This is a genomic window from Pseudomonas sp. 14P5.3.2, from assembly GCF_057799175.1.
Map to the genome: position 1 here is coordinate 31,583 of NZ_JBYOKU010000033.1, position 15,974 is coordinate 47,556.

Below are 15,974 nucleotides of genomic sequence, written 5' to 3' on the forward strand. Positions count from 1 at the left end.
TTTTATTGCAAAGTGTGTTGCTCGATGAATTCCATCGGCTGCAATCCTTCGCGGCTTACCAGTCGATTCAACTCGACCCGGGGCAAACGAACGGCCAGCAGGCAGATGCCTTCTTCGTCATGCTCTTCTTTCTGTACCGCACCGAGCTCGAAGAACTGCGCACGCAGTCGAGCGAACCGTTGTGGCAAGCGCAATGTCCCCACAAACAAATCACTGCCCAGCAACTCGGCAATCGCCTGTTCAAGCAATTCCAGACCCGTGCCATCACGCGCCGACAGCCAGACCCGCTGCGGTTTGCCATCGGCATCGCGCTGGATCTGTGGCTCAACGCCTTCAAGCAAATCGAGTTTGTTGTATACCTCGAGGATCGGCAAGTCCTGGGCTCCGATCTCGCCCAGCACCACCATCACCTGCTCGATCTGCAACATGCGATCCGGTTCGGCCGCATCGATCACGTGCAACAGCAGGTCGGAGTTGCTCGACTCTTCGAGCGTAGACCGAAATGCCTCGACCAGCTTGTGCGGCAAGTGCCGAATGAACCCTACCGTGTCAGCCAGAACGATCGGCCCCAGGTCGTCCAGTTCCAGACGGCGCAAGGTCGGGTCCAGCGTGGCGAACAACTGGTCGGCCGCGTACACCTCGGATTTGGTCACGTTATTGAACAGCGTGGATTTGCCGGCGTTGGTATAGCCCACCAGAGAAACGGTAGGGATATCCGCACGGGAGCGGCCGCGTCGCGACTGCTCGCGCTGGCTGCGTACTTTTTCCAGACGACCCTTGATCTGCCGCAGGCGAACCCGCAGCAGACGCCGGTCGGTTTCGAGCTGGGTTTCACCCGGACCACGCATGCCGATACCGCCACCCTGACGCTCAAGGTGAGTCCAGCCGCGAACCAGCCGGGTGCTCATGTGGTCAAGCTGGGCCAGTTCGACCTGGAGCTTGCCTTCATGGGTACGGGCGCGCTGGGCGAAGATATCGAGGATCAGGCCGGTACGGTCGATCACGCGACACTCGAAAACACGTTCGAGGTTACGTTCCTGACTGGGCGTGAGAATGTGATTGAAAATCACCAGATCGGCCTTTTCGGCATGAACCAGGTCGCGTAATTCCTCGACCTTGCCGCTGCCAATCAGGAATTTGGCGGTTGGCCGATGACGCGGTACGTTAAAAAACGCAACGGTCTCGGCGCCCGCCGAATTAGCCAATTCCTGAAACTCCTGCGGATCTTCGCGCGCCTCAGGGTCCTGACCTTCCAAGTGAACGAGGATGACTCGCTCACCACCACCGTGGCGCTCAAAGAACAAAGGAGACTCCTATCAGGCGTTACCTGGCTCAGCGTCACCTGCATCGGATTCGGTTGCGCTAGGCAGACGAATTGGACGTACTGGCACGACTGTCGAGATAGCGTGTTTGTAAACCATCTGGCTGACGGTGTTTTTCAGCAGGATAACGAACTGGTCGAACGACTCGATCGTGCCTTGCAGTTTGATACCGTTGACCAGGTAGATGGAAACCCCAACTTTCTCTTTACGTAAAGTATTCAAGTAAGGGTCTTGTAGCGAATGCCCTTTTGACATGTGCCGCACTCCTTTAAGGATTCAATAATAAAAATAGGTAATTCAGATGGCTTTGGCCGCCACACCCCCAAGGATAGACGGCAATTGCAAGGACTCAGCTCAATATGGAGATGGTCCCAAGGTATTTCAAGGCGCGTGGCAGATTGTCGCAATCAAGACTGTCCAGCCAGTGCAGTTCTTCCCAGCTGCGCAGCCAGGTGAACTGGCGCTTGGCCAATTGACGCGTGGCAATGATGCCGCGTTCCTGCATTTCGGCTAACGACAGCTTGCCATCCAGGTAGTCCCAGACTTGGCGGTAGCCTACCGCACGTATAGACGGCAACCCGGAATGCAGGTCACTTCTTTTACGCAGGGCTACGACCTCGTCGATGAACCCCTGTTCCAGCATATTTGTGAATCTTTGTTTAATGCGCTCGTGCAGTACCTGGCGATTTGCCGGAGCAATGGCCAAGTTCGCGACAGTATAGGGCAATTGTTGCTGTCCCGAAGCGGCTGCTTCAGTACTTTGCGCAGATTGTTGCTGACGCAGGGCAGTCATGCTCTGACCGCTGACCCGATAGACCTCCAGCGCACGACTCAGGCGCTGCGGATCGTTCGGGTGAATGCGTGCCGCCGACACCGGATCGATGAGCGCCAGTTGCTCGTGCAGGGCTTGCCAGCCAAGGCGTGCAGCCTCTTCTTCGATCTGCGCACGAACGTCGGGATCCGCCGCCGGCATGTCCGCCAGACCTTCGACCAAAGCCTTGTAATAGAGCATGGTGCCGCCGACCAGCAGCGGAATTTTCCCGCGCGCGGTGATTTCAGCCATGGCTTGCAGGGCATCGTGGCGGAAATCCGCAGCCGAATAGGCGTCGGCTGGATCGAGAATATCGATCAGCCGGTGCGGAAATTCGGCCAGCAGTTCTTTCGAGGGCTTGGCGGTGCCGATGTCCATGCCGCGATAGACCAGCGCCGAATCGACGCTGATCAGTTCGCACGGCAGCACCTTGGTCAGCTCGATGGCCAGGTCGGTCTTGCCCGCAGCGGTCGGGCCCATCAGGAAAATCGCTGGAGGAAGCTGGCTCATCAACGACCGCGCAGGAACAGTTTGTCCAGATCGTCCAGGCCCAGTTGGGTCCAGGTCGGTCGGCCATGGTTGCATTGACCGCTGCGCTCGGTGTTTTCCATGTCGCGCAGCAGGCCGTTCATTTCCGGCAGGGCCAGGCGCCGATTGGCGCGGATCGCGCCGTGGCAGGCCATGGTGCCGAGCAGTTCGTTCAGGTGTGCCTGAATCCGGTCGCTGGTGCCGTACTCCATCAGGTCCGACAACACGTCACCCACCAGGCGATTGGCCTCGGCCTGTTTGAGCAGGGCCGGAATCTGGCGGATCGCCAATGTTTCCGGGCCCAGGCGCTGCAGTTCGAAGCCCAGTTTCTGGAACCATGCGGCATGTTCTTCGGCGCAGTCGGCTTCACGCTGACTGACCGCCAGCGACTCCGGCACCAGCAATGGCTGGCCGCTCAGGCCTTCACTGGCCATGGCGATTTTCAGGCGTTCGTACATGATCCGCTCGTGCGCGGCATGCATGTCCACCAGCACCAGCCCCTGAGCGTTCTCGGACAGAATGTAGATGCCCTTGAGTTGCGCCAGCGCGTAACCGAGCGGCGGAATATCTTCTTGACCGGCCGGCAGCGCGTTGGCGTTGGCCTCGGGCAGCGGCGCGAAGAACTCGCGGTAAGCAGCTTGCGCCTCGGCGGCCGGCGGCATCGCCGACTGCGGACGTGGCGTGTACTGATACTGATAAGCGCCGCCAGCGCTGGCGCCCGACGAGGTGCTGAACACCGGTTGCGCCTGCGGCTGCTCCAGCAGCGCGTTGGCCGCCAGACGCATTTCGCCCTGCGGGCCGAATTCACCCGCCTCGATGCCGGTTGGACGGACGACAGCAGTGGTGACCGAACCGGCCAGTTGATCTTCCGGACGCACATCGCCCAGTGCGCGGTGCAACGTGCCGTAAAGGAAGTCATGCACCATGCGCCCGTCACGGAAGCGCACTTCGTGCTTGGTCGGGTGCACGTTGACGTCCACCGCCGCCGGATCGACCTCGAAAAACAGCGCGAAGGTCGGATGACGACCGTTGAACAGCACATCGCGATAAGCCTGACGCACCGCGTGCGCCACCAGTTTGTCGCGCACCGCCCGGCCGTTCACAAAGAAATACTGCAAGTCCGCCTGGCTGCGGTTGAAGGTCGGCAACCCGACCCAGCCCCACAGGTGCAGACCGTTGCGCTCGATCTCGATCGGCAGCGCCTGCTCGAGGAAGCCCGAACCACAAATCGCCGCCACCCGCCGGGCGCGGGCCGCATCATCGTGGGCCTCATGCAGGCTGAGGATGGTCTTGCCGTTGTGGCGCAGATGGAAGGCTACGTCGAAACGCGCCAGCGCCAGACGTTTGATCACTTCCTGCAGATGATCGAATTCGGTTTTTTCGGTCTTGAGAAACTTGCGTCGCGCCGGCGTGTTGAAGAACAGGTCGCGCACTTCCACCGAAGTGCCGACCGGATGCGCTGCCGGCTGAACGCGAGGCGCCATGTCGCGACCTTCGGTCTCGACCTGCCAGGCCTGATCGGCGTCGCGGGTGCGCGAGGTCAGGGTCAGGCGTGCCACGGAGCTGATCGAGGCCAGCGCTTCACCACGGAAGCCCAGGCTCATCACCTGTTCGAGGTCTTCGAGATTGCGGATCTTGCTGGTGGCGTGACGGGCCAGGGCCAGCGGCAGGTCGTCGGCGGAAATGCCACTGCCGTCGTCACGCACCCGCAGCAGCTTGACGCCGCCCTGCTCGACATCGACGTCGATGCGTCTGGCACCGGAGTCGAGGCTGTTTTCCAGCAATTCCTTGATCACCGAAGCCGGGCGCTCGACCACCTCACCGGCGGCGATCTGGTTCGCCAGCCGCGGGCTGAGCAGTTCGATGCGTGCGGCGTTCAACACCTGGTTCATTCTTTGGACGCCAGTTCGGTGCCAGGAATGGTCAGGTGCTGACCGACCTTCAGCTCATCGCTGCTGAGATTGTTGGCACTGCGCAGCGTGGCGGGCGACACCTGATAACGCACGGCGATCATCGCCAGCGTCTCACCCGGACTCACGCGGTGATCACGCGGGCCTTGGGCGATCTTGCCGGAGTCACGCAGCCAGGCAATGTAGGTGCCCGGTGGCGGGTTCTGCTGGAAGAACTGCCGCACACCGCTGCTGATCGAACGCGCCAGCGCCTGCTGGTGGCTTGATGCCGAGAGCTTGTTCGCTTCGTTGGCGTTGGAGATGAAGCCGGTTTCGACCAGAATCGACGGGATGTCCGGCGATTTCAGCACCATGAACCCGGCCTGCTCCACGCGTTGTTTGTGCAACGGGGTCACGCGACCAATGTTGGTCAGGACTTTCTGGCCGACGTTGAGGCTGGAAGTCAGCGACGCGGTCATCGACAGGTCGAGCAACACGCCGGCGAGCATGCGGTCCTTGTCGTCGAGGCTGACGTTGCCGGCACCACCGATCAGGTCGGAACGGTTTTCGCTGTCGGCCAGCCAACGGGCGGTCTCCGACGTTGCGCCGCGATCGGACAGGGCAAACACCGAGGCGCCGAAGGCTGCCGCAGACGGCGCGGCATCGGCGTGGATCGAAACGAACAGGTCGGCGCCCTTCTTGCGGGCGATTTCGGTACGGCCGCGCAACGGGATGAAGTAATCGCCGGTCCGGGTCAGCTCGGCACGGAAACCCTTCATACCGTTGACCTGACGCTGCAGTTCGCGGGCGATCTGCAGTACCACATCTTTCTCACGCTGACCGCGCGAGCCGGACGCACCCGGGTCTTCGCCGCCGTGGCCGGCGTCGATCACCACAATGATGTCGCGTTTGCCGGCCGGGGCCGGTGGCAGTTTGATCGCCGGTTCCGAAGGCGTCACCGGCACTGCCGGCACGGTCGCAACCGAAGGCGTCGGAGCTGGCGGCGGGGCGGCATCGGCGGCATTGTCGAACAGGTCGACCACCAGACGGTTGCCATATTGCGCGTTCGGCGCCAGCGAGAAACTTTTCGGGGTGACGGCTTTTTTCAGGTCGATGACCACCCGCAGGTCAGTCGGCGTACGCTGGGCCGAGCGCATCGCGGTGATCGGCGTGTTGGCGGTCGACACTTTCAACGGCGCACCCAGAGTGGCGCCATTGATGTCGATCACCAGTCGATCCGGTGCGGTCAGGGTGAAGACACTGTGCTGCACCGGGCCGCTCAGGTCGAAGACCAGTCGCGTATTGTCCGGCGCCCGCCACAGGCGCACGCTGTTGACCTTTGTGTCGGCCACAGCGTTGACGGCCACTGCCATCAACATCAGTCCTGCGGCAGCCACCAACGCGCGAAAGCGCATACCTAACCCCATCATTTAATTGGATTCCAATGCCAAAGCGGCACACCAGGACTCACCACGCGCGCCCTGGGACAAAATTTTCAGCGAACGGCCGCTGTCTTGCGGGGTAATGGTAATGGTCAGGTCAGGCTTTGGCAAAAAGCCTGCACCTTTATCGGGCCACTCGATCAGGCACAGGGCATCGTCTTCGAAATAATCGCGGATACCGAGAAACTCCAGTTCCTCCGGATCGACCAGACGGTACAGGTCGAAGTGAAAGGCACGGACGTCGCCGATCTCGTAGGGCTCAACCAGAGTGAAGGTCGGACTTTTTACTGCGCCGACATGCCCAAGCCCACGAATGATGCCCCGCGACAGGGTGGTTTTACCCATGCCCAGATTGCCTTCGAGAAAAATCAGGCCATGGCCCTGGGTAACGCGGGCGATCCGTGCGCCAAAGTCGCTCATGGCCTGTTCATCGGCCAGGTACAGGGTTACTTCAGACACGGTGCATGCTCCTCCAACAACTGACGAATGGCTGGAATCAGATCACTGGCCGCCAGCCCACGGCCGAATTTACCTAGTTGCGCGCCGGCATTGGCGTGCAGCCAGACTGCGAGGCAGGCGGCATCGTAGCCGTCCATGCCCTGCGCCAGCAGCGCCCCGGTCAACCCGGCGAGCACATCGCCAAGGCCGGCAGTGGCCATGGCCGGATGGCCCTGATGACACAACGCCAGACGCCCATCGGGATGGGCGATCAGGCTGCCGGCGCCTTTCAGCACGACGACGGCTGAGTATTTTTTGCATAACGCCCGCGCGGCGGCCGGGCGATCTGCCTGCACCTCAGCGGTACTGACGCCCAACAGGCGCGCCGCCTCGCCCGGATGCGGAGTGATCACGCAATTCCCGGGCAGGCTGACAAAACCGCTCGCCAGCAGATTCAACGCGTCGGCGTCCCATACCTGCGGCAGCGGCGCATTGGCGGCAGCGGACAACAGCGCCCGGCCCCAACTCGCCTGTCCGAGACCCGGACCAACCACCAGCACCGAGACCTTTTCCAGCAGCCCCATCAACTGATTGGCCGACGATGTGCCGAGCGCCATGACTTCCGGCATCCGCGTCAGCGCGGCCGGGACATGTTCCGGACGGGTCGCCAGCGACACCATGCCGGCGCCGCTGCGCAAGGCCGCTTCGCTACTGAGCAGAATCGCCCCGCCAAAACCCTGATCGCCACCGATCAGCAGCAAATGCCCGAAGCGCCCTTTGTGTGCCGCGGGCGCACGCGGGGCCAATCGTGGAAGATTAGCCGCCGAGAGACGCAGAGCGCTGACAGGAATGTCACGGTAGATGTCGGCAGCGGCTTGCAGATCGTTAAACACCAGCGCTCCGACCTGATCCGCCGCATCACCGGTGAACAGGCCAAGCTTCAAGCCAATAAAGGTCACGGTAAGGTCGGCGTGAACCGCAACGCCAAGGACATGCCCGGTATCGGCAGACAGCCCCGAAGGAATATCCACCGCCACCACCGGCAGGCCACTGGCATTGATCGCCTTGATCGCAGCGGCATACGGCTCGCGCACATCGCCGGCCAGCCCGGTGCCGAGCAAGGCATCGACGATAATGCCGCGCAGCTCGAATTGCGCGGTCCAGCCCTGCACGGCGACGCCATCGCTCAGTGCCTGCGCATAAGCCTGCGCAGCGTCGCCCTGCAAGCGTTGCGGATCACCGACGGCCAGCACCCGCACCGCCCAACCGGCCCGGTGCGCCAGCGCGGCGATCAGAAAACCATCACCGGCGTTGTTGCCATGCCCAGCCAGCACGGTCATTTCGTTCGCCAACGGCCATTGCCGCTCCAACGCGCGCCAGGTCGCGTGCGCAGCGCGCTGCATCAATTCGAAGCCCGGGGTGCCCGCAGCGATCAGCCGCGCGTCGAGTGCTCGCACCTGTGCAGCGCCATACAGCGCGTCGGGTAATTCATCTTTCGTGTGCGGCATGCGTCTTCGGGCTCCGATGTCTGGCAGAATTATACGCACCTCAGCTCCGGTTTCTCTCGCCTCATGTCCGCCATCACCACAGATCTTCCCGCCCTCGCCCAATCGATCAAGGATTGGGGCCGCGAGCTGGGCTTCCAGCAAGTCGGCATCAGCGGTCTGGACCTGGCCGAGCATGAGCAGCACCTGGAGCGCTGGCTCGCCGCCGGCTACCACGGCGAAATGGATTACATGGGCGCCCACGGCAGCAAACGCTCGCATCCGGAGGAGCTGGTTCCGGGTACGTTGCGCGTGGTTTCGCTGCGTATGGACTACCTGCCCGGCGACACGCAAATGGCGCAAATGCTCGCGCAACCGGAGAAGGCCTACGTTTCGCGTTATGCCTTGGGCCGCGATTACCACAAATTGATCCGTAAACGTGTGCAGCAATTGGCCGACAAGATTCAATCCGAGATCGGCCCGTTCGGTTTCCGTGCCTTCGTCGACAGTGCCCCCGTGCTTGAAAAAGCCATCGCCGAGCAGGCCGGACTGGGCTGGATCGGCAAAAACACCCTGGTACTGAACCGCAAGGCCGGCAGCTATTTCTTCCTGAGCGAACTGTTCGTCGATCTGCCGCTGCCGGTGGACGAACCGCACAGCACCGAACATTGCGGGCGCTGCACGGCGTGCCTGGACATCTGCCCGACCAACGCCTTCGTCGGTCCGTACGTGCTGGACGCGCGACGGTGTATCTCGTATCTGACCATCGAACTGAAAAACGCCATCCCCGAAGACCTGCGCCCGCTGATCGGCAACCGCGTGTTCGGCTGCGACGACTGCCAGATCGTCTGCCCGTGGAACCGCTTCGCCCGGCCATCCGGGGAAAGCGATTTCAAGCCACGGCACAACCTGGACAACGCCGAACTGGCCGAGCTATTCCTGTGGGACGAGGACAAGTTTCTCAGCAGCACCGAAGGCTCGCCGCTGCGCCGCGCCGGTTACGAGCGCTGGCTGCGCAATCTGGCGGTCGGGCTGGGCAACGCGCCTTCGAGCATTCCTGTGCTGGAAGCCTTGAAGGCGCGTCGTGATTACCCGTCCGATCTAGTCCGCGAACACGTCGAGTGGGCGCTGAAACAGCACGCTGAACGCTTTACTTGAGGCTATGCCGGCTTTCTCCACTTGGCTGTGCGCCCCTTACCGGTCGGCTCAATCAGCCCTTCTGCTTTCAGTGATCGTAAAACCAGGCGCACTGTATCGCGACTGACTCCCGGACAGGACTCTTCAATTTCCGAGATGGAAAAAGGGAGGACTCGCTTCAAGGCTTCGTCTCTGATTCGATCGCTTTTACCCCCTCGACGCTTCTCTATCGTACCCACTCGCTCCTCGAACTCTTTGTACGCTTTAAGCAATGCCCCCCAAAAATAATCCATCCATGGCCGAACATCATGCGTGCCCTCGTGCCACCCCTGAGAACTCAGTTCGAGTGTTGCGTAATAGCCCTCCTTTGACTCCTCGAATATCCGTTCAAGACTGATAAATCGCCCGACTCGGTAATCAAATTGATAGAGCAGCAGCAATGTCAGCAGACGAGCGACGCGACCATTACCGTCAGAGAAGGGGTGTATACAAAGGAAGTCGAGGACCGTAAGCGGCACCAAAACCAAAGGGTCAGCGAGATTCAATGCCAGCGCCCGGTGGTAATGCGCCAGGGTTTCAGTCACCGCAATAGGGGTCATATGCGCAGGAACAGGTTGGAAGCGAATCCGCGATGAACCATCGGCATGACGCTCGATGATGTCGTTGTTCATCGCCTTCCATTCACCACCATCCTGAGGTAGATAGCGGTAAAGAAGACTGTGTAATTGTCTAAGAACACCTTCGGAAAATGGCATTCCATCGGCTGATTCATGGATGAGTGACAGTGCGTCCCGATAGCCAGCAATTTCCTGTTCGGATCGGCTCTTGGGATCAGTGTTTTTGCTCATCAGTGACTTCAGCCGCGCTGGCGCGACAGTTACACCCTCCAGTCGGTTAGATGACTCCGTGGATTCAATTACGGCTATCTGCGTAAGTCCCTGGAGTACCTGCGGCGATTGAGCAACGAACAGTTGTTGCTTACCCCGAAACTCTCCCAATGCACGAAGCGTCGCAATCTGGAGACCGTCAAAGCGCAAGGCGTCAAGAAATTCCGGGGTGAGTGAGTGCATGATTCAGGCAGCCGTCTAAATGAGGTAAAAAGACTTAAATAGGGTATTTCATGACGAAATACCCCCTTAAAACTTTATTTTTACCCTATTTAGAGACGCGGCATCTATTCAACATTCCCGACAGAATATTTCCATGCGATCGCCAGCGTGACGTCAAGGTGCGTCGTTGTAGACGAACTTGGGCATTTCCCAGTGGAACCGAATCGCCAGCAGCCGCAGCAGAAAGCCGCCGAACAAGGTGATCAGGATCGCCTGCTCGCTCGGCACATTCAGATACAGACAGAGCATGTAGCACCACGCGGCGGCGAACGAGACGCTGGCGTACAGTTCGCGGCGGAAGATCAGCGGGATGTCGTTGCAGAAGATGTCGCGCAGGATGCCGCCGAATACCCCGGTGATCACGCCGCTGACCGAGGCCACCAGCATGCCGTGGCCCATTTCCAGAGCGGTCATGCAGCCGATCAGGGTGAACGCCACCAGACCGACCGCATCGAGCACCAGAAACAGTGAGCGCAGGTGACGCATCCAGCGGGCGGTGAACACGGTGAGCATCGCGGCGGCCGAGGTCAGCACCAGGTATTCCGGGTGTTTGACCCATGTCAGCGGATAGTGCCCGAGCAACACGTCACGCACCGAACCGCCACCCAGCGCGGTGACGCAGGCGATCAGCACCACACCAAACCAGTCCATGCCGCGCCGTCCGGCAGACAACGCGCCAGTCATGGCTTCAGCGGTAATGGCGATCAGATAGAGCATCAGCAACATGGCGGCGGTCCTGGCAGGAAGGCGCGCAGTCTAGCCATTTCAGCGCCGCACCAGAAGGGGGCGCGCTCCGGGATGCATTTCTGACTTGAATCTTACGGGACTCTGATGCCCTCTTCGCGAGCAAGCCCGCTCCCACAGGGGGAACGCATTCCAAATTGTGGGAGCGGGCTTGCTCGCGAAGACGTCAGGGCAGACACCCCTCAATCAGAACTTGATGAAATGCTTGCGGTAGTGCTGCAGCTCGGCGATCGACTCGCGGATGTCGTCCAGTGCCAAGTGAGTGCTGCCCTTCTTGAAGCTGTCGCGCACGTCCGGTGCCCAGCGTGCGGCCAGCTCTTTGAGCGTCGACACATCGAGGTTGCGGTAGTGGAAGTAGCTTTCCAGCGCCTTCATGTGGGTATAAAGGAAGCGGCGGTCCTGGCAGATACTGTTGCCGCAGATCGGCGACTTGCCCTTCGGTACCCATTTCTCGAGGAAAGCGATGGTTTCGGCCTCGGCCTCGGCCATGCTGATACGGCTGTCACGCACACGCTGGGTCAGGCCCGAGTTGCCGTGGGTGCGGGTGTTCCACTCGTCCATGCGGGCGAGCACTTCGTCACTGTGGTGAATGGCGATCACCGGGCCTTCGGCCAAGGTGTTCAGGTCACTGTCGGTGACGATGGTGGCCATTTCGATGATGACGTCGTTTTCCGGATCCAGACCGGTCATTTCCAGGTCGATCCAGATCAGGTTCTGCGGGTTTTGCATATTCGGGCTCCTAGGCAATGCTGCGCAGTTTAGCCTAGGCCGATGCCCGGGCGTGCTAAACTCGCGGCCGCTTTATCTAATCGCTGCATTCTTCAGACGGAACACCCATGGCCAAACGCCAACTCAATCGTCGTCAAAACTGGCGCATCGAAAAGATTCAAGGCGAGCGCGCCGCGCGCGCCGCCAAACGCGAGTCCTCGGCGGTCGAAGCCCTCGAGGGCGGCGACCTGGGCCCAGAGCAACACGGCCTGGTGATCGCCCACTTCGGTGTGCAGGTCGAAGTCGAGGCCGTGGACGGCGAACAGGCCGGCCAGGTTTTCCGTTGCCACCTGCGCGCCAACCTGCCGGCACTGGTGACCGGTGATCGGGTGGTCTGGCGCGCCGGCAACCAGGGCATCGGGGTGATCGTCGCGCAACTGCCGCGCAGCACCGAACTCTGCCGCCCGGACAGCCGTGGCCAGCTCAAGCCAGTCGCTGCCAACGTCGACATGATCGTCATCGTCTTCGCACCGCTGCCCGAGCCGCACGCCAACCTGATCGACCGCTACCTGGTCGCCGCCGAACACGCCGGCATCCGCCCGTTGCTGCTGCTGAACAAGTTCGACCTGATCGACGAGCAGAACGCCCCGGCGCTCAACGCGCTGCTGGCGGTGTACCGCACGCTGGGTTATCCGGTGCTGGAAGTCTCCGCGCATCACGGCAACGGCATGGAACAGTTGCAGAAGCAGCTCGACGGCCGCATCAGCGTGTTCGTCGGCCAGTCCGGGGTCGGCAAGTCGTCGCTGGTCAACAGCCTGTTGCCGGAAGTCGAAACCCGTGTCGGCCCGCTGTCGGAGTTGTCCGGTCAGGGCACGCACACCACGACCACCGCGCGCCTGTTCCACTTCCCTGGCGGCGGTGAGCTGATCGACTCCCCGGGTATCCGTGAGTTCGGCCTGGGCCACGTCAGCCGCGCCGACGTCGAAGCCGGCTTCATCGAGTTCAACGACCTGCTCGGCACCTGCCGCTTCCGCGACTGCAAGCACGATCGCGAACCGGGTTGCGCCCTGCTCAAGGCCCTCGAAGATGGCCGCGTGCAGCAGCAACGGATGAACAGCTACCGCTCGATCATCGCCAGCCTGCCGGAAAACGGCTACTAAACATCTGCACCGGCAGCCCCTCGTCCGAGGGCTGCCGGATGTCGGACCACGCCTGACACATCCCCCGACCGTTTAAACGTCAGACCTTTCTGACAGGCCTGCTCGCGCCTGCCTGCAGGACATTTCTCTTTCCGTGCGCAGACCTTGCGGGCACTTTAGAGATGCCTAAATTGGGTTGTTCCTTCGCACCTTCGCGACCTTCGAGGAACCCCATGCAGACCTACCATTTGTTCATCAGCCATTCGTGGAACTACGCCCACGCCCACGACAATCTGGTGCGCCTGCTCGGCGCCAAGGCAGATTTCAGCTTCAAGAATTTTTCCGTGCCGCCGCACAACCCGATCATGGGCGCGCAGACCGACAAGCAGCTCGAGGAAGCCATCGAAAACAAGATTCGTCCGTGCTCGGCGGTGCTGATCATGGCCGGGATGTATTCGACCTACAGCAAGTGGATCAACAAGGAAATCGAGATCGCCAAACGCATGGGCAAAGTGATCATCGCAATCAAGCCGTTCGGCGCCGAGCGCATTTCCACGGTGGTACGTGAGGCGGCACACGCCGAGTGCGCGTGGAACACCAACAGCATCATCGGTGCGATCCGTCAGCACACGGCGGTGTAAACATGCGCAAGGGACTGTTTATCGGCATCAACCACTACGCGCACGTTTCGCCCTTGAGCGGTTGCTGCAACGACGCCATGGCCATGGCGTCCGTGCTGAAGACCGACGCCAACGGTGACCCCAACTTCAAAAACGTGGTGCTGACCTCGGCTGAGGACGACCTTGGTCGAGGCAAGCTCGAAGACCAGATTCGCGAGCTGTTCTCCGGCGACTGCAACGTCGCCCTGCTGTACTTCGCCGGGCACGGCGGCTTCGACAGCGACAACGATGAAGGCATGCTCCTGCCGCAGGACTATCGCAGCGCCAAGGACGGCATCCGCATCAGCGACATTCTCAACTGGGCCGCCAAAGCCACGAAAATCAAAAACAAAGTGATCATCCTCGACTGCTGCCAGAGCGGCGCGGCCGGCGAAGTGCGCGCCTTGCGCAGCGAAAGCAGCGTGGTCGGCGAAGGCATGACCATCCTGACCGCCTGCAAAAAGGAAGAGCCGGCCCTGGAAGGTGCGCAACACGGTGTGTTCACCGGTTTACTGTTGCAGGCCCTGCACGGCGGTGCGGCGAACATCCTCGGCAAGATCACCCCGGGCAGCCTGTATTCCTTCGTCGACAACGCACTCGATGCCTGGGAGCAGCGCCCGGTGTTCAAGACCAACGTCTCGCAGTTCATCTCCCTGCGCGAAGTCTCGCCGCTGATCCCCAAGGAGATCCTGCGCAAACTGCCGGAATGGTTCGCCGAAGCCGAATCGACGTTCCGCCTCGCCCCCAGCTACGAACCCACCGAAGCAACTTTCGACCCGGAGCACGGCGAGGTCTTCGCCCAACTGCAAAAGTGCAACCGCCACAGCCTGATCGAACCGGTCGACGCCGAACACATGTATTACGCGGCCATTCACTCCACTGGCTGCCGTCTCACGGCGCTCGGCGCCTATTACCGCGAACTCGCCATAAAAGGACACTTCTGATGCCCGTATTCATCAGCTACCGCCACATGGATCGCCCGCAGGCCATGGCGATCAATGCCCAATTGATGCAGGCCAACATCAAGACCTACCTCGACGTGCTCGACCCGGAATCGCAGACCACCGACGACATCACCGGGGTCATCACGCGCAACATCACCGAATGCACGCACCTGCTGGCGGTGGTGTCGGAGAAAACCGCGTTGTCGTGGTGGGTGCCGTTCGAAATCGGCGAAGCGACGATCAGCAACCGGCGGATCTGCTCGTTCCGCACCGGGCCGGCGCAACTGCCGGAGTATCTGGACAAGTGGCCGAAGCTGAGCACGCCCACGGATGTCGATTTCTTCATCGAGGCCTATCGCAGCGAAGGCACGATCAAACGCTCGATGACGCTCGACTCGGTGACCGGCAATCAATCGACGCGCAGTGCGAACAAGATCAATGCCGAGATGTTCCATGAGGGGCTGAAGAACCGGATTCGTCGCGGGTTCTGAGGTCAATCGACAGCCACAAAAAAGCCGACATCGCTGTCGGCTTTTTTGTCGGTCACTGCTTCGGCGCGGGCGCCGGTGCGGCGGCTGGTGGAGCCGCCGGCGCTGGTGCCACAGTCCCCGGCACTGCCGGTTTTGGTGCGGCGTCGTCGAACAGGTTCAGGCGTTCACGCAACTCGTGCGCCGGCACTGGTTGCTGATCCGCCGGCAGCGCGTTCGGATCGACCGGCGCTGCCGGAGCGGCGCCGTTCTGGCCTTCGGCGGCGGGCTTGGCCGGTTCGGCACCTTGCGAGCCTTCGATGGCGGCCTGGGCCTTCTTGGTCAGGACCACGATGTCGATGCGGCGGTTGACCGGGTTGAACGGATCTTCCTTGTCGAACAGCGCCGACGAGGCATAACCCACCACCCGCGCCACTTGCCCGTCCGGATAGCTGCCGGCAACCAGTGCACGCCGCGCGGCGTTGGCACGGTTGGCCGAGAGTTCCCAGTTGCCGAAATCGCCGGTGCCGGTATACGGCTTGGCGTCGGTATGGCCACTGATGCTGATCTTGTTCGGCACCGCTTTGATGGTGTCGGCCATGGCCAGCAGGATGTCTTCGAAGTACGGTTTCAGGCGTGCGGAACCTGAGTCGAACATCGGCCGGTTCTCGGCGTCCATGATCTGGATGCGCAAGCCGTTCGGGGTGATCTCGAACAGGATCTGGTCCTTGAACTTCTGCAGTTGCGGGTTCTCGTTGACCTTGTTCTGCAGTTCTTGCAGCAACAGTTCCAGGCGCTCTTTCTCGACCTGCTCGGCCATGCCTTCGACCTGCTCGGTGTCGACCGTGACCTTGTCCGGTTGCGGCTGCGACTTCACTTCAGGGTTGAGGGTGTTTTCCGGCGCCAGGGTCGGCGTGCCGCCCAGATCGATGATGTACGGCGTACCGCTTTCGGAGAAGCCGACCGGATCCTTGAAGTAACCGGCGATGGCGATCTTCTGCTCAGGCGTTGCGGTGGACAGCAGCCACAACACCAGGAAGAACGCCATCATCGCCGTGGCGAAGTCGGCGAAGGCGATTTTCCACGCCCCGCCGTGGTGCCCACCGGCTATGCGCTTGACGCGCTTGATGATTATCGGCTGATTATTTTCCAT

The 15,974-nt window shown here is 61.2% G+C and carries 16 protein-coding genes; 5 read left to right on the forward strand and 11 right to left on the reverse strand.

The annotated features are described in order from the left end of the window. Positions 1–2: 2 nt before the first annotated feature. The 7 genes from hflX to AC27VU_RS22685 all read right to left on the reverse strand — a co-directional run bounded on the left by hflX (position 3) and on the right by AC27VU_RS22685 (position 7,938). On the reverse strand, positions 3–1,304 hold the full coding sequence (gene hflX / locus AC27VU_RS22655; protein ID WP_003221114.1) for a ribosome rescue GTPase HflX: 1,302 nt from the start codon (positions 1,302–1,304) through the stop codon (positions 3–5). A gap of 12 nt (positions 1,305–1,316) precedes the next feature. Then, complete coding sequence (gene hfq, locus AC27VU_RS22660) at positions 1,317–1,577, reverse strand: RNA chaperone Hfq (RefSeq protein WP_003221112.1); 261 nt, start codon at positions 1,575–1,577, stop codon at positions 1,317–1,319. 94 nt (positions 1,578–1,671) lie between these two features. Continuing rightward, positions 1,672–2,643, reverse strand: coding sequence for a tRNA (adenosine(37)-N6)-dimethylallyltransferase MiaA (gene miaA / locus AC27VU_RS22665; protein ID WP_488724971.1), 972 nt, complete (start codon positions 2,641–2,643; stop codon positions 1,672–1,674). Beyond that, positions 2,643–4,544, reverse strand: a complete 1,902-nt coding sequence (gene mutL, locus AC27VU_RS22670) for a DNA mismatch repair endonuclease MutL (protein ID WP_488724985.1) — start codon at positions 4,542–4,544, stop codon at positions 2,643–2,645. Before mutL ends, miaA begins: the two co-directional genes overlap by 1 nt. Positions 4,545–4,549: 5 nt before the next feature. Continuing rightward, entirely contained in the window at positions 4,550–5,929 is a 1,380-nt protein-coding gene (locus AC27VU_RS22675) for an N-acetylmuramoyl-L-alanine amidase (protein ID WP_400508169.1), read from the reverse strand. Positions 5,930–5,980: 51 nt separating this feature from the next. Continuing rightward, the gene (tsaE, locus tag AC27VU_RS22680; RefSeq protein ID WP_103485508.1) at positions 5,981–6,451 is read right to left on the reverse strand and encodes a tRNA (adenosine(37)-N6)-threonylcarbamoyltransferase complex ATPase subunit type 1 TsaE; all 471 of its coding nucleotides are present in this window, start codon (positions 6,449–6,451) and stop codon (positions 5,981–5,983) included. Next, a complete protein-coding gene (locus tag AC27VU_RS22685; RefSeq protein WP_488724972.1) occupies positions 6,439–7,938 on the reverse strand; it encodes an NAD(P)H-hydrate dehydratase in 1,500 nt (499 codons plus the stop codon). Before AC27VU_RS22685 ends, tsaE begins: the two co-directional genes overlap by 13 nt. Before the next feature lie 63 nt (positions 7,939–8,001). On the opposite strand from AC27VU_RS22685, the gene queG reads away from it, so the two are divergent. Next, on the forward strand, positions 8,002–9,072 hold the full coding sequence (gene queG / locus AC27VU_RS22690; protein WP_488724973.1) for a tRNA epoxyqueuosine(34) reductase QueG: 1,071 nt from the start codon (positions 8,002–8,004) through the stop codon (positions 9,070–9,072). Between the two features lie 2 nt (positions 9,073–9,074). Here queG and AC27VU_RS22695 read toward each other — a convergent pair whose 3' ends face one another. The 3 genes from AC27VU_RS22695 to orn all read right to left on the reverse strand — a co-directional run bounded on the left by AC27VU_RS22695 (position 9,075) and on the right by orn (position 11,633). Next, positions 9,075–10,121 (reverse strand): Fic family protein, encoded by a 1,047-nt coding sequence (locus tag AC27VU_RS22695; RefSeq protein WP_488724974.1) that lies wholly within the window; start codon positions 10,119–10,121, stop codon positions 9,075–9,077. 153 nt (positions 10,122–10,274) lie between these two features. Further along, entirely contained in the window at positions 10,275–10,886 is a 612-nt protein-coding gene (locus tag AC27VU_RS22700) for a trimeric intracellular cation channel family protein (protein ID WP_003221099.1), read from the reverse strand. Positions 10,887–11,090: 204 nt separating this feature from the next. Then, entirely contained in the window at positions 11,091–11,633 is a 543-nt protein-coding gene (gene orn / locus AC27VU_RS22705; RefSeq protein WP_003221098.1) for an oligoribonuclease, read from the reverse strand. Positions 11,634–11,740: 107 nt separating this feature from the next. Here orn and rsgA point away from each other — a divergent pair, with 107 nt between their 5' ends. The 4 genes from rsgA to AC27VU_RS22725 all read left to right on the forward strand — a co-directional run bounded on the left by rsgA (position 11,741) and on the right by AC27VU_RS22725 (position 14,845). Continuing rightward, the gene (gene rsgA, locus AC27VU_RS22710) at positions 11,741–12,772 is read left to right on the forward strand and encodes a small ribosomal subunit biogenesis GTPase RsgA (protein ID WP_003221096.1); all 1,032 of its coding nucleotides are present in this window, start codon (positions 11,741–11,743) and stop codon (positions 12,770–12,772) included. A 212-nt stretch (positions 12,773–12,984) separates the two neighbouring features. Then, positions 12,985–13,392 carry a TIR domain-containing protein gene (locus tag AC27VU_RS22715; RefSeq protein WP_003221095.1) on the forward strand — a complete coding sequence of 136 codons (408 nt, stop codon included), beginning with the start codon at positions 12,985–12,987 and terminating at the stop codon, positions 13,390–13,392. A 2-nt stretch (positions 13,393–13,394) separates the two neighbouring features. After that, the gene (locus AC27VU_RS22720) at positions 13,395–14,354 is read left to right on the forward strand and encodes a caspase family protein (protein ID WP_488724975.1); all 960 of its coding nucleotides are present in this window, start codon (positions 13,395–13,397) and stop codon (positions 14,352–14,354) included. Beyond that, positions 14,354–14,845 (forward strand): toll/interleukin-1 receptor domain-containing protein, encoded by a 492-nt coding sequence (locus AC27VU_RS22725; RefSeq protein WP_003221092.1) that lies wholly within the window; start codon positions 14,354–14,356, stop codon positions 14,843–14,845. Before AC27VU_RS22720 ends, AC27VU_RS22725 begins: the two co-directional genes overlap by 1 nt. 52 nt (positions 14,846–14,897) lie before the next feature. Here AC27VU_RS22725 and motB read toward each other — a convergent pair whose 3' ends face one another. Beyond that, positions 14,898–15,974: a flagellar motor protein MotB gene (gene motB, locus AC27VU_RS22730; protein WP_488724976.1), complete on the reverse strand. Its 1,077-nt coding sequence runs from the start codon at positions 15,972–15,974 to the stop codon at positions 14,898–14,900.